The organism is Halomonas sp. C10-5 (assembly GCF_057169305.1).
Window position 1 is genome coordinate 2,962,539 of the sequence record NZ_CP175665.1, and the last position, 12,962, is coordinate 2,975,500.

Annotated in this window: 15 protein-coding genes; 5 read left to right on the top strand and 10 right to left on the bottom strand. The window is 67.8% G+C overall.

Features of this window, described 5'->3' with window-relative positions:
• Positions 1-34 precede the first annotated feature (34 nt).
• The 9 genes from ACJ7IV_RS13790 to radC form a co-directional block, all read right to left on the bottom strand.
• Positions 35-1,243 (bottom strand): YeeE/YedE family protein, encoded by a 1,209-nt coding sequence (locus tag ACJ7IV_RS13790; protein ID WP_483864873.1) that lies wholly within the window; start codon positions 1,241-1,243, stop codon positions 35-37.
• Between the two features lie 181 nt (positions 1,244-1,424).
• Positions 1,425-2,450 carry a tryptophan--tRNA ligase gene (locus ACJ7IV_RS13795; protein ID WP_483864874.1) on the bottom strand — a complete coding sequence of 342 codons (1,026 nt, stop codon included), beginning with the start codon at positions 2,448-2,450 and terminating at the stop codon, positions 1,425-1,427.
• A gap of 71 nt (positions 2,451-2,521) precedes the next feature.
• Positions 2,522-2,956 carry an acyl-CoA thioesterase gene (locus ACJ7IV_RS13800; RefSeq protein WP_483864875.1) on the bottom strand — a complete coding sequence of 145 codons (435 nt, stop codon included), beginning with the start codon at positions 2,954-2,956 and terminating at the stop codon, positions 2,522-2,524.
• 33 nt (positions 2,957-2,989) lie between these two features.
• Positions 2,990-3,307 (bottom strand): putative signal transducing protein, encoded by a 318-nt coding sequence (locus ACJ7IV_RS13805; RefSeq protein WP_483864876.1) that lies wholly within the window; start codon positions 3,305-3,307, stop codon positions 2,990-2,992.
• A 38-nt stretch (positions 3,308-3,345) separates the two neighbouring features.
• Complete coding sequence (locus ACJ7IV_RS13810) at positions 3,346-4,539, bottom strand: class I SAM-dependent rRNA methyltransferase (RefSeq protein ID WP_161430034.1); 1,194 nt, start codon at positions 4,537-4,539, stop codon at positions 3,346-3,348.
• A 16-nt stretch (positions 4,540-4,555) separates the two neighbouring features.
• The gene (gene mutM, locus ACJ7IV_RS13815) at positions 4,556-5,386 is read right to left on the bottom strand and encodes a bifunctional DNA-formamidopyrimidine glycosylase/DNA-(apurinic or apyrimidinic site) lyase (protein ID WP_161430033.1); all 831 of its coding nucleotides are present in this window, start codon (positions 5,384-5,386) and stop codon (positions 4,556-4,558) included.
• 103 nt (positions 5,387-5,489) lie between these two features.
• Entirely contained in the window at positions 5,490-5,645 is a 156-nt protein-coding gene (rpmG, locus tag ACJ7IV_RS13820; protein ID WP_021819788.1) for a 50S ribosomal protein L33, read from the bottom strand.
• Between the two features lie 43 nt (positions 5,646-5,688).
• On the bottom strand, positions 5,689-5,925 hold the full coding sequence (rpmB, locus tag ACJ7IV_RS13825) for a 50S ribosomal protein L28 (protein WP_023007520.1): 237 nt from the start codon (positions 5,923-5,925) through the stop codon (positions 5,689-5,691).
• 299 nt (positions 5,926-6,224) lie between these two features.
• Positions 6,225-6,899, bottom strand: a complete 675-nt coding sequence (radC, locus tag ACJ7IV_RS13830) for a RadC family protein (RefSeq protein WP_483864877.1) — start codon at positions 6,897-6,899, stop codon at positions 6,225-6,227.
• A gap of 130 nt (positions 6,900-7,029) precedes the next feature.
• Between radC and coaBC the strand changes: the two genes are divergently transcribed.
• The 5 genes from coaBC to slmA are packed head-to-tail and all read left to right on the top strand — an operon-like array spanning position 7,030 to position 11,809.
• Positions 7,030-8,319, top strand: a complete 1,290-nt coding sequence (gene coaBC, locus ACJ7IV_RS13835; RefSeq protein ID WP_420841734.1) for a bifunctional phosphopantothenoylcysteine decarboxylase/phosphopantothenate--cysteine ligase CoaBC — start codon at positions 7,030-7,032, stop codon at positions 8,317-8,319.
• A gap of 28 nt (positions 8,320-8,347) precedes the next feature.
• Positions 8,348-8,815: a dUTP diphosphatase gene (gene dut, locus ACJ7IV_RS13840; protein ID WP_161430030.1), complete on the top strand. Its 468-nt coding sequence runs from the start codon at positions 8,348-8,350 to the stop codon at positions 8,813-8,815.
• Between the two features lie 40 nt (positions 8,816-8,855).
• A complete protein-coding gene (locus ACJ7IV_RS13845) occupies positions 8,856-10,250 on the top strand; it encodes a phosphomannomutase/phosphoglucomutase (RefSeq protein ID WP_161430029.1) in 1,395 nt (464 codons plus the stop codon).
• Positions 10,251-10,290: 40 nt separating this feature from the next.
• On the top strand, positions 10,291-11,190 hold the full coding sequence (argB, locus tag ACJ7IV_RS13850) for an acetylglutamate kinase (protein WP_161430028.1): 900 nt from the start codon (positions 10,291-10,293) through the stop codon (positions 11,188-11,190).
• Positions 11,191-11,197: 7 nt separating this feature from the next.
• The gene (gene slmA, locus ACJ7IV_RS13855) at positions 11,198-11,809 is read left to right on the top strand and encodes a nucleoid occlusion factor SlmA (RefSeq protein WP_483864878.1); all 612 of its coding nucleotides are present in this window, start codon (positions 11,198-11,200) and stop codon (positions 11,807-11,809) included.
• 201 nt (positions 11,810-12,010) lie between these two features.
• Here slmA and rpoH read toward each other — a convergent pair whose 3' ends face one another.
• Positions 12,011-12,877, bottom strand: a complete 867-nt coding sequence (gene rpoH / locus ACJ7IV_RS13860; protein ID WP_232912739.1) for an RNA polymerase sigma factor RpoH — start codon at positions 12,875-12,877, stop codon at positions 12,011-12,013.
• Positions 12,878-12,962: the final 85 nt, after the last annotated feature.

The window sequence follows — 12,962 nt, forward strand, 5'->3', positions numbered from 1 at the left end:
CAATCACGGGACAATCTGGGAGCACCGACCGGGCTCAGCAGCCCTTGGCGGCAGGCTTGAGCGCCGCTTCGCCGGTGAAGAAGAGGGGCCGTAGCTTCACCCCGAGCATGTTGCCGGCGAAGGCCGCCACCAGCCATACCCAGCCGTGCAGGCTGCCCGAGGCGATACCGCTGAAGTAGGCGCCGATGTTGCAACCGAAGGCCAGGCGGGCGCCGTAGCCGAGCATGACCCCGCCGATCACTGCCGCCACTACCGAGCGCGCCGGGATACGGAAGTTGGGGGCAAACCTGCCGGCCAGGGACGCCGCCACCAGGGCGCCGACCATGATACCGACATTCATCAGCGTGGTGATATCGCCCCAGACGCTGGCCTCGAGGGCCGCGGCATTGCCCGGTGCCTGCCAGTAGCCCCACTGGCTGACGTCTCCCCCCAGCAGCTCGAAGCCCTTGGCGCCCCACAGGGCGAAGGCCGAAGTGACCCCCCAGGGGCGCCCGGCCAGGGCCAGGGTGGCGAAGTTGAGCAGCGCCAGGGCCACGGCACCGAAGAGCAGCGGCCAGGGTCCGGTGAGCCAGCGCCGGTTGCCGGCATCGTTCGTCGGTGCCTGCTCCAGCTGGCCATGGCGGCGCTTCTCCATGAACACGGTGAAGGCAGCGATGAGGGCAAACAGCACCAGGCTCACCACGATGCCGCCACCGGTACCGAACTCGCTGGCCAGCGACACCGGCCGGAAGGCCGGCAGGCTCTGCCACCAGTTGAAGTGGGCGGTACCGATCAGCGAGCCGACGATGAAGAACGCCAGGGTGATCAGCATACGCGCATTGCCGCCGCCGGCGGTGAACAGGGTGCCGGAGGCACAGCCGCCACCCAGCTGCATGCCGACCCCGAACAGGAAGGCACCGAACACCACCGACACGCCAATGGGCGCAACGAAGCCGGATACCGGCTGGCCGAACAGGCTGCCGGCGCCCAGCGCCGGGAAGAACAGCAGCACGGCGATGGCCAGCATCACCATCTGCGCGCGCAAACCGCGCCCGCGCCGTTCACTGATGAAGACCCGCCAGGCGGCGGTGAAGCCGAAGGCGGCATGGTAGAGCACCATGCCCAGCAGGCCGCCGACCACCATCAGGGCGCCCAGGCGCGCGCCGAAGGCAGCACTCACGGCCAGGGCCGCGAGCAGCAGGGCACCGGCGGCCACGGCGGGAAGGGAGAGTCGGGTGCGCTGGGTCAGGGCAAGTTCACTCATGGCAGGCTCTCTTGAAGTCGTCTGGGGCGGGAGGTCCCGGGAGACAGAGCAGGCTAACGAACCCAGCAAAGCACGTAAAAGTATTTAAAAGAAAATTATAATTCCAAAAAGGAATATATTGCCATGCAAGACGACGGGCGCCCCGCGGGGCGCCCGTCACATGGCCGCGTGGTCGCGTCGATCAGACGAAGCGCCCCAGGCCCGCGGCCTGACGCAGGCGATCCATCAACGGAGCCGCCTCGGCGCGGGCACGCTCGGCCCCCTTCAGCAGTACCTGCTCGATATGGCCCGGATCCTCCAGCAGCGCCTGGTAGCGCTCGCGGGGCTCGCGCAGGTGCTCATCGAGGTATTCGAAGACGCGATTCTTGGCCTCGCCCCAGCCGATGCCATTGGCATACTCGTCACGCATGGCCGCGCTCTCCTCCGCCGTGGCGAAGGCGGAGTAGATCTGGAACAGGGTACAGGTATCCGGGTCCTTGGGCTCGCCGGGCTCCAGCGAGTTGGTCTTGATCTTGCGCACCAGCTTCTGCAGCTTCTTCGCGGAGACGAACAGCGGGATGGTGTTGTTGTAGCTCTTGGACATCTTGCGTCCGTCCAGGCCGCCCAGCACCTCCACCTTCTCGTCCACCGCCGCCTCGGGCAGGGTAAAGTACTGGCCCTTGTAGAGGTGGTTGAAGCGCCCGGCCATGTCGCGGGCCATCTCGATATGCTGGATCTGGTCACGCCCCACCGGCACCTTATTGGCGTTGAACATCAGGATGTCGGCGGCCATCAGCACCGGGTAGCCGAACAGGCCCATGGTGATGCCCTTGTCGGGATCCTGGTTGCCGGCGGTCTCATTCTCCGCCACCGCCGCCTTGTAGGCGTGGGCGCGGTTCATCAGCCCCTTGGCGCAGACGCAGGAGAGCATCCAGGTCAGCTCGGGGATCTCGGGGATATCCGACTGGCGGTAGAAGATGGCGTTGTCGGTATCCAGGCCCAGGGCCAGCCAGGTGGCGGCGATCTCCAGGCGCGACTCCTGCACCCGGCGCGGGTCCTGGCACTTGATCAGCGCATGCAGGTCGGCCAGGAAGTAGTAGGACTGCACGTTGGGATCCTGGCTCGCCTCGATGGCGGGCTTGATGGCGCCAACGTAGTTGCCCAGGTGGGGGGTACCGGTGGTGGTGATGCCGGTAAGAACGCGGGTCTTCTCGGAAGCTGCACTCATGGGAAAAGCGGACTCTGCGGTTCGGAAATGGCCGCTATGGTAACGCGCGCACCCCGCCAAGGCGACCGGGGTCACTCGGCCACGGCCGCCTCGCCGTAGATCCGCCGATACTCCTCGGGCAGGCGCCGCGGGCGGCCGCTTGAGAGCTCGATGCAGGCGAAGCGGGTGCGCGCCCGCAGCAGGGTGCGGCCATCGGCGGGACGGATCAGCTGGAAGCGGCGGGTCAGGGTCAAGCGGCTGTCATCGGCAATGATCCAGGTGGCGAGCGCAAGGCGGTCGCCGGCGAAGGCCGGGGCCAGGTAATCCAGCTCATGGCGGTGTACCGCCATGCCGCGATCCAGTTCCCGGTAGCGCGCCAGGGGGAGCCCCAGGGCGTCGGAGTGGGCCCAGCTCACCCGCTCGATCCAGCGCAGGTACTCGGCGTTGTTGGCATGGTCATACTCATCGATGGCCGCGGGCTCGACAACGAGTTCGATGACGAAGGGCTCGGGCAGATCCCACTCCATTAAGACGCTCCTCGCATGTCAGGGGCTCGAATCTCAGGGACGCAGCGCTCCGCAGTTCCAGCAGGCGTCGAAGACGCCATCCAGCGGCTCACCGCAGCCGGGGCAGCGCCAGGCCGGTGCCTCGCTCGCCCCGGCCAGGGCCTCACGAATCAGTGCCTCCGCCCGCTCGCCGTTATGGGGCTTCACCCACACCTCGGGTTCGCACTCCCCCAGCGGCAGCTCGCCGGCGCCGCCACCCAGGGTCATGTTGCGCAGCTGTGCCGGGATCCCCGCCGCCTCGAGCAGGTTGCGCACATGACTGACCAGCAGCGCATTGCTGTGGGCGAAGACCCGCACCGCCGCATCCGCCATGTCAGTCCCGGAAGACCCGCACCGCCGCGTCCGCCATGTCAGTCCCGGAAGACCCGCACGCCCAGCGCCTTGAGATAGCTGGTCTCGGGGATCGCCGGATGCACCGGGTGATCCGGCCCCTGGTGGCCTTGGAAGAGGACCTGGCCATGGCGGTCCTGGTGGCGCACCGCACCGCGCACCACGTCCACCAGTCGCTCCGGCGCCAGGTGCATGGAGCATGAGGCGGAGAGCAGCAGGCCGTCACGTCCGAGCAGGCGCATCGCCTCGCGATTGAGCTTCGCGTAGGCGCGCTCGCCGTTGGGGATATCCTTGCGCTTCTTGATGAAGGCGGGCGGATCGAGGATCACCACATCGAACTGCTCTCCCTCCGCCTTGAGGGCCGCCAGCGCCTCGAAGGCGTCACCCTCGCCCACCGACACCTGCTCCTGGAGGCCGTTGAGCGCAGCATTCTCGGCGACCCGCTCGAGCGCCGGGGCGGAGGCATCCACGCAGAGCACCTCACTGGCACCGTGGGCCGCCGCCTGCACGCCCCAGCCACCCACATAGCTGAACAGGTCCAGCACCCGCTTGCCGGCCACGAACTGGTTGAGCCAGGCGCGGTTGGCGCGGTGGTCATAGAACCAGCCGGTCTTCTGGCCATCGAGCACCGGCGCGGCGAAGCGCACGCCGTTCTCCTCCAGCAGCACGGGATCACTCACCTCCCCCTTGGCCACCTCCACGACGCGCTCGAGGCCCTCCTGGCGGCGCCCCGAGGTGTCGTTGCGCAGCACCACGGTAGTCGGCGAGAGCACCTTGTCCAGGGCGTCGAGCAGCTCGGGGAGGGCCGCCTGCATGCCGGCGGTATTGAGCTGCACCACCAGCGTATCGCCGAAGCGGTCGATCACCAGCCCCGGCAGCAGGTCGCCCTCGCCGTGCACCAGCCGGTAGTAGGGCGCGGCGAACAGGCGCTGGCGCAGCGCCAGCGCCTGGTTGAGCCGATGCACCAGCAGCGAACGGTCGAGGCCCTGCTTGGGGTCCCGGGAGACCAGCCGAGCACAGATCAGCGAGTTGGGATTGACGTAGGCCACGCCCATGGCCTTGCCGTTGGCGGCCTCCACCACCACCTGCGCCCCGGCCTCCAGCCCCTTGAGCGGGGTCGCATCGGTGTCGATCTCGTTGGAGTAGAGCCACAGGTGGCCGGCCTTGAGGCGGCGGTCGGCGTTCTTCTTCAGGCGCAGTGAGGACAGGGTCATGGGTCTCTCCGGGGAATCAGGTCTGGCAGTGGGGGCAGTAGACACTGGCCCGCTGCCCGAGGGTAATGAGGCGCAGCTCGGCGCCGCAGCGGCGGCAAGGCTGGCCGTGGCGGCCATAGACATTGAGCCGCTGCTTGAAGTAGCCGGGCTCGCCGGTGCCGCCGACGAAGTCACGCAGGGTGGTGCCGCCCTGGGTAATGGCCGCGGCCAGCACCTCCTTGGCGGCGGCGGCCAGGCAAGCATAGCGCTCGGCCGAAATGCGCCCGGCGGCACGGCGCGGGTCGATGCCGGCCATGAACAGCGCCTCGGAGGCGTAGATATTGCCTACCCCCACCACCACGGTGTTGTCCATCAGGAAGGGCTTGACCGCGACCCGACGCCCGCGGGAAAGCCGGTAGAGCCGTTCGCCATCGAAGGCCGCCGAGAGCGGTTCAGGCCCCAGGTGCGCCAGGCGCGAATCCTGCTCGGGGCAACCGGCCAGCCAGTCGACGAAGCCGAAGCGGCGCGGGTCGTGGTAGCGCAGGATGGCGCCGTCGTCGAGCACCAGGTCGAGGTGATCATGCTTCCTGGGGAGTTCGCCGAGACGCGCGATACGCAGGCTTCCGGACATGCCCAGATGCCACAGCAGGGTGGCCCCGGCGGCCTCTCCCCCGGAGAGGGGCAGCAGAAGGTACTTGGCGCGTCGGGCCAGCGTACCGATGCGCGCGCCCACCAGCCGCTCGGCCAGGTCGCCAGGCACCGGCACGCGCAGGCGGGGCTGGCGTACGATCACCTCGCCGATCTCGCGGCCCTCGACATGGGGCGCGATACCGCGGCGGGTGGTTTCGACTTCGGGAAGTTCGGGCATCGACGGCGGTCTCTGCGGCTGCCTCAGAAACGCCTGAACCCGGCTGAGGAGTCAGCCGGGTTCAGGTCAACAGGCTTGAACACCTGCGGAAGAGGATCAAGGCTTACTTGATCTTGGCTTCCTTGTACATCACGTGCTTACGGACGACCGGATCAAACTTCTTCATCTCCAGCTTGTCCGGAGTGTTCCGCTTGTTCTTGTCGGTGGTGTAGAAGTGGCCGGTACCGGCGCTGGACACCATTCTGATCTTGTCACGCATGACTACTTGCTCCCCTTTAATGAATCGCTAGAAAGCGAATCGCTTAGACGGCTTCGCCGCGCTTGCGGATATCGCCGAGTACCGCCTCGATACCCTTCTTGTCGATGATGCGCATGCCCTTGGAAGAGACGCGCAGCTTGACGAAGCGGTTCTCGGACTCCACCCAGAAACGGTGGGTGTGCAGGTTCGGCAGGAACCGGCGGCGAGTCTTGCGCTGGGAGTGTGAAACGTTGTTACCAGTCACCGGGCGCTTGCCGGTAACCTGACATACTTTGGACATGGGAGCCTCCAACCACTGGCCAGGTGTTCAATCACCTGTTGTGTTCAAAACCTGTCGGGCAAACCGGGAGATCCCGTGACATTTGACCCAAGGGAATTCAAAGGCTGCACTTTATACCAGAGACCGCCTCGCCGGACAAGCCCGGAGCGCAAGGGCATGACATGCCCCGCGACGGCGAGTGCGACGCGAAAGGCGACTGACGGTGGGCAGGCGCTTGGCAGGCGACCCCGATTTGCGGGGTCAGGCGCAGCCGAGGCGGCATTATAGAGGAAGTGGCGCCCCGCGTCATGCCCCGCTGACTATAACCACCCTCGTTCGGCGAAGGAGACAACCTCGCCATCCCCCACCACGAAATGGTCGAGCACGCGGATCTCGAAGAGCCCCAATGCCTCACGCAGCCGTTCGGTGATGCTCCGGTCGGCATCACTGGGCTCGGCCACGCCGGAGGGGTGGTTGTGGGCGAGGATCAGTGCCCCGGCACCGAGCTCCAGGGCGCGGCGAGCCACCTCGCGGGGATAGACGGAGGCGCTGTCCAGGGTGCCGCGGAACAGTGACTCGTAGCGGATCACCCGGTGCTGGGTATCGAGGAACAGCGCGGCAAACTCCTCGTGCCCGAGATGGCGCAGCTGGCTGGAGAGATAGGCACGCACCAGGGTCGGCGAGGTGAGCGCCTCCCCCCGCGCCAGCTGGCTGGCCAGGTGGCGCCGCGACAGCTCCAGGGTAGCCTGGAGCTGCACGTACTTGGCATCCCCCATGCCCCGCGCCGCACAGAAGCGCTCGCGCTCGGCCTCCAGCAACTGGCGCAGGCCACCGAACTCCAGCAGCAGGTCACGCGCCAGGTCCACCGCCGAGCGGCCCTGCACGCCCACCCGCAGGAAGATCGCCAACAGCTCGGCATCCGAGAGCACCTCCGCGCCCAGCGCCAGCAACTTCTCCCTGGGGCGCTCACCCTCCGGCCAGTCCCTGATCGACATCGCCACCCTCCCACTCTTCTCCCGCACGCCGAGTCTCCTCAGTGTAGCCACTCTTCCGGCATGGCCGGCCCGGCTACGCAAGGTCGGGCGCCGATGGTAAGGTAGGCGGCTGATAACAGCGCCCTGGGACATGCCCATGTCATCGCCATCCGGACCCACGACAGGCCGACGCGTGCTGCTCGGCATCAGCGCCGGCATCGCCGCCTACAAGAGCGCCCTGCTCGCCCGCCTGCTCAAGCAGGCGGGCTGTGACGTGCGGGTCGTCATGACCCAGGGCGCCCAGTCCTTCATTACCCCGCTAACCCTTCAGGCACTGACCGGCGAGACGGTGCGCACCTCGCTGCTCGACCCCGAGGCCGAAGCCGGGATGGGGCACATCGAGCTGGCCCGCTGGGCCGACACCATCCTGATCGCCCCCGCCACCGCCGACCTGATGGCGCGGCTGGCCGCCGGCATGGCCGACGACCTGCTCACCACCCTGTGCCTGGCCAGCGACGCCGAGAAGGTGATGGCCCCGGCCATGAACCAGGCGATGTGGGCCCACCCGGCGACGCAGCGCAACACCGCCCGGCTCGCCGAGGACGGCTGGCGCCTGCTGGGGCCGGACAGCGGCGATCAGGCCTGCGGCGATGTCGGTCCTGGGCGCATGCTGGAGCCCGAGGCGATCCTCGAGGCCCTGCGGGTGGCGGAGGGGGCCGCGGACACCGACAAGGGTCCCGCTTCGGGCCTGACCATCACCATCACCGCAGGCCCCACCCGGGAGCCGCTGGATCCGGTGCGCTACCTATCCAACCACAGCTCCGGCAAGATGGGCTACGCCCTGGCCGAGGCCGCCGCGGCGCTGGGCGCCCGGGTCAAGCTGATCAGTGGTCCGGTGGCCTTGGCCTGCCCGACCGGCGTGGAGTGTCTCGAGGTGGAGACGGCCCGCGAGATGCACGCCGCCGCCCAGCAGTTGGCACCCGAGAGCGACCTTTTCATCGGCTGTGCCGCGGTGGCCGACTACCGCGCCGAGACGGCAGCCGAGCACAAGATCAAGAAGGTGGAGGGCGAGGACGCCCTGACCCTGCGCCTGGTCAAGAACCCCGACATCATCGCCGCGGTGGCCGCCCTGCCCGAGGCCAGCCGGCCGCTGGTGGTAGGCTTCGCCGCCGAGACCCGGGACGTGGAGCGCTACGCCCGGGACAAGCTCGCCCGCAAGGGGCTGGACATGGTCGTCGCCAACGACGTCTCTTGCGAGGGCCTCGGCTTCGGCGCCGACGACAACGCCGCCGTGCTGCTATGGCGGGCTGGGCCCCGTCAATCGTCGCCGAAGGGCGACGATCTCGGCCGCGACGCCTTCCCTCCACAGCCCAAGGCGCGGCTCGCCGAGGCGATCCTGCGCCGCGCCCTGGCCTGCCTCGCCGACCGGCAGTCCCGCTGACCCACACGACCGATTTCCAGGAAACCCGATGCCCGCTTCCGCCACTCCCCCGCGCCTCGCCGTGAAGCTCCTCGACGAGCGCCTGCGCGACCACCTGCCCCGCTACGCCAGCGAAGGCTCCGCCGGCATGGACCTGCGCGCCCTGCTCGAGGCCCCGCTGACCCTGGCCCCGGGCCAGTGCGAGCTGGTGCGCACCGGGCTCGCCGTGCATATCGCCGACCCGGGCCTCGCCGGCCTGGTCCTGCCGCGCTCGGGGCTGGGCCACAAGCACGGCATCGTGCTCGGCAACCTGGTGGGGCTGATCGACTCCGACTACCAGGGCGAACTGATGATCTCGGTCTGGAACCGCGGCGCGACCGACTTCACCGTCGAGCCCTTCGATCGCCTGGCACAGTTCGTGCTTGTCCCCGTGGTGCAGGCCGCGCTCGAGGTGGTAGACAACTTCGACGCCAGCCAGCGTGGCAGCGGCGGCTTCGGCAGCTCCGGCCGCCACTGATGTTGAGTCCCGCGACGCTATTCACAGGAAAAGGATAACCATGACAGCCGACACCCAGACCGTTCCCGCCTCCATCTTCCGCGCCTACGATATCCGCGGCATCGTCGATGACACCCTTACCGAGGACAGCGTCGAGCTGATCGGCCGCGCCATCGGCAGCGAGGCCGCCGCCCGCGGCGAGTCCACCGTGGTGGTCGCCCGCGACGGTCGCCTCTCCGGCGAACGCCTCAAGGACGCCCTGGTGCGCGGTCTGACCGCCGCCGGTCGCGACGTCATCGACGTCGGCATGGTGCCCACCCCGGTGCTCTACTTTGCCACCCATGCGCTGGACGGCACCGCCTCCGGGGTGATGGTCACCGGCAGCCATAACCCGCCGGACTACAACGGCTTCAAGATCGTGCTTGGCGGCGAGACCCTCTCCGGCGAGGCGATCACCGCCCTGCACACCCGTATCGTCGGGGGCGAACTGAGCACAGGCCAGGGCAGCGTGCGCGAGGTGGACGTGCGCGACGCCTACCTGGCGCGCATCCTGGCCGACGTGCGCCTGGCCCGCCCGCTGAAGGCGGTGGTGGACTGCGGCAATGGCGTGGCCGGCGAGCTCGGCCCACAGCTGGTGGAGAAGCTCGGCGTCGAGACCCTCCCGCTGTTCGCCGAGATCGACGGCACCTTCCCCAACCACCACCCGGACCCGGGCAAGCCCGAGAACCTGCAGGACCTGATCCGCGTGGTGCAGGAGAGCGGCGCCGATATCGGCCTGGCCTTCGACGGTGATGGCGACCGCCTCGGCGTGATCACCCCCTCCGGCCGCCTGATCTACCCCGACCACCTGATGATGGCCTTCGCCGAGGACATGCTGGAGCGCAACCCGGGCGCCAAGGTGATCTTCGACGTCAAGTGCACCGGCAACCTGGCCCGGGTGATCGATGAGGCCGGCGGCGAGCCCGAGATGTGGCGCACCGGCCACTCGCTGATCAAGGCGCGCATGAAGGAGACCGGCGCCCTGCTGGCCGGCGAGATGAGCGGCCACATCTTCTTCAAGGAGCGCTGGTACGGCTTCGACGATGGCCTCTACGGCGCCGCCCGCCTGCTGGAGATCCTCTCCCGCCAGGAGATGGATGCCGACGCCTTCTTCGACCGTTACCCCCAGGACAAGGGCACCCCGGAGATCAACATCACCGTCACCGACGAGACCAAGTTCGACCTGGTGGCACGCCTGGCCCGCGAGGGCGACTTCGGCGAGGAGGGGGTCAAGACCACCCTCGACGGCATCCGCGTCGACTACCCCGACGGCTGGGGCCTGTGCCGCGCCTCCAACACCACGCCAGTGCTGGTGCTGCGCTTCGAGGGCAAGGACGACGCCGCCCTGGCCCGCATCCGCGGCCGCTTCGCTGACGCCCTCACCCAGGTGTCACCCGACCTCGAACTGCCCCTCTAAGGGGCGGTTCATCGCATAGACAGGAGAGGGAACCCGACCGATGACCGAACAGACCCGCGACCCGCGCCTTGTGGTGGAGGTACTCTCCGAGGCGCTGCCCTATATCCAGCGCTTCTCCGGCAAGACCGTGGTGGTGAAGTACGGCGGCAACGCCATGACCGAGGACACCCTGATCGACTCCTTCGCCCGCGACATGGTGCTGATGAAGGAGGTCGGCATCAATCCGGTGGTGGTCCACGGGGGCGGTCCGCAGATCGGCGAGCTGCTCAAGAAGCTCAACATCGAGTCACGCTTCGTCAATGGCATGCGGGTCACCGATGCCGAGACCATGGACGTGGTGGAGATGGTGCTGGGCGGCCTGGTCAACAAGGGCATCGTCAACCTGATCAACCAGTGCGGCGGCAAGGCGATCGGCCTCACCGGCAAGGACGGCGCCCAGATACGTGCCCGCCAGCTCAAGGTGGTGCACCAGAGCCCGGAGATGACCGTCCCCGAGATCATCGACATCGGCCATGTCGGCGAGGTGGAGCATATCTCCACCGACCTGATCGAGATGCTCGCCGAGCGCGACTTCATCCCGGTGATCGCCCCCATCGGCGTCGACGCCGAGGGCCACAGCTACAACATCAACGCCGACCTGGTGGCCGGCAAGGTGGCCGAGGCGCTCGGTGCCGAGAAGCTGATGCTGCTGACCAACGTGGCCGGCCTGATGGATGGCTCCGGCGAGGTGGTGACCGGCCTGACCACCGCCCAGGTGGATGCGCTGATCAGTGACGGCACCATCCACGGCGGCATGCTGCCCAAGATCCGCTGCGCCCTGGAGGCGGTGAAGGGTGGCGTCGCGAGCGCCCATATCATCGACGGCCGGGTGCCCCACGCCACCCTGCTGGAGATCTTCACCAACGCCGGGGTCGGCACCCTGATCACCGACGAAAGCTGACCACACCATGACGCAGGCAACTCCCACCCCTAGTCGCCGCGAGCAGATCCTGCAGGCACTGGCCTTGATGCTGGAAGAGGACAGCGGCAAACGCATCACCGTGGCCGCCCTGGCAAAGCAGGTCGGCGTCACCGAGGCCGCGCTCTATCGCCACTTCCCCAGCAAGGCACGCATGTTCGAGAGCCTCATCGAGTTCATCGAGGAGACCCTGTTCGCCCGTATCGGGCGCATCCTGGAAGAGGAGCACGAGGCACTGCCGCGCTGCGCGGCGCTGCTGACCCTGCTGCTGGGCTTCGCCGAGAAGAACCCCGGTCTCTCACGGCTGCTCGACGGCGGCGTGCTCACCGGCGAGACGGCGCGCCTGCGAACCCGCATCCACCAGCTGTTCGAGCGGCTCGAGACCCAGCTCAGGCAGGTCCTGCGCGAGGCCGAGCTGCGCGAGGGGCGCCGCCCCAGCCTGCCCGCCTCCGCCGCCGCCAACCTGCTGCTGGCCACCGCCGAAGGGCGCATCAGCCAGTACGTGAGGAGCGATTTCCGCCGCCGCCCCACCGAGTACTGGGAGGACCAGTGGGGGCTGCTCTCGGCACAGCTGCTCCGGGAGAGCCCGCAGCCGGCCTGACAGGCGCTAGGAGCAAGGAGCAAGGAGCAAGGAGCAAGGAGCAAGGAGCAAGGAGCAAGGAGCAAGGAGCAAGGAGCAAGGAGCAAGTCAGGCTGGCCTGAACCAGAAGGAGCAAGCCAAGGGGTTCCCTTGCAGCTTGCTCCTCGATACTTCATGGCGGGCTCAGCCGCCCACACCAGACACCAGGCGCCCTGCCGTGGGTCATGCCACCAGGGCGTCGCCGATCTGCTGCTTGATCTTTTTCATGGCGTTCTTCTCGAGCTGTCGGATACGCTCGGCGGAGACACCGTAGACATCGGCCAGGTCGTGCAGGGTCGCCTTGGGCTCGCTGAGCCAGCGACGCTGCAGGATATCCCGGGAGCGCTCGTCCAAGGCCTCCATGGCCTGCTGCAGGCGGCGCGTGGAGTCGCCCTCCCAGTCGCTCGCCTCGAGCTGGGTCGCCGGATCGGCGGAGGCGTCGTCCAGATAGTGCACCGGCGCCTGCCAGCTGCTCTCGTCATCCTCGCCGGGAGCCGCATCGAAGCCGGCATCGTGGGAGGAGAGCCGACCTTCCATCTCGCGCACCACCTCGGGCTTGACGTCGAGGTCCTTGGCGATCGCCTCGACCTCGTCGCTGTTGAGCCAGGCCAGGCGCTTCTTGGCGCTGCGCAGGTTGAAGAACAGCTTGCGCTGGGCCTTGGTGGTGGCGATCTTCACGATACGCCAGTTGCGCAGCACGAACTCGTGGATCTCGGCCTTGATCCAGTGCACGGCAAAGGAGACCAGTCGCACGCCCTGATTGGGATCGAAACGCTTGACCGCCTTCATCAGGCCGACATTGCCCTCCTGGATCAGGTCCGCCTGGGGCAGGCCATAGCCGGAGTAGCTGCGGGCAATATGCACGACGAAGCGCAGGTGCGACAGCACCAGGCGGCGTGCCGCCTCCAGATCGCCCTCATCATGCAGTCGGAAGGCCAGCTCACGCTCCTCGTCGGAGGTAAGCATGGGAATGCCATTCACCGCCCGGATATACCCGTTGAGGTCGTGCCCCGGGGAGAGTTGGCCCACCGGAAGAAGACTGTTGCTCATGTGCAGGATGTCTCCTCAATCAGCCCATGTGTGTCTTGGCGTGCGGCTCCTCAGACGCCAGGAACATCGAAAAGTTCCGCGAGGT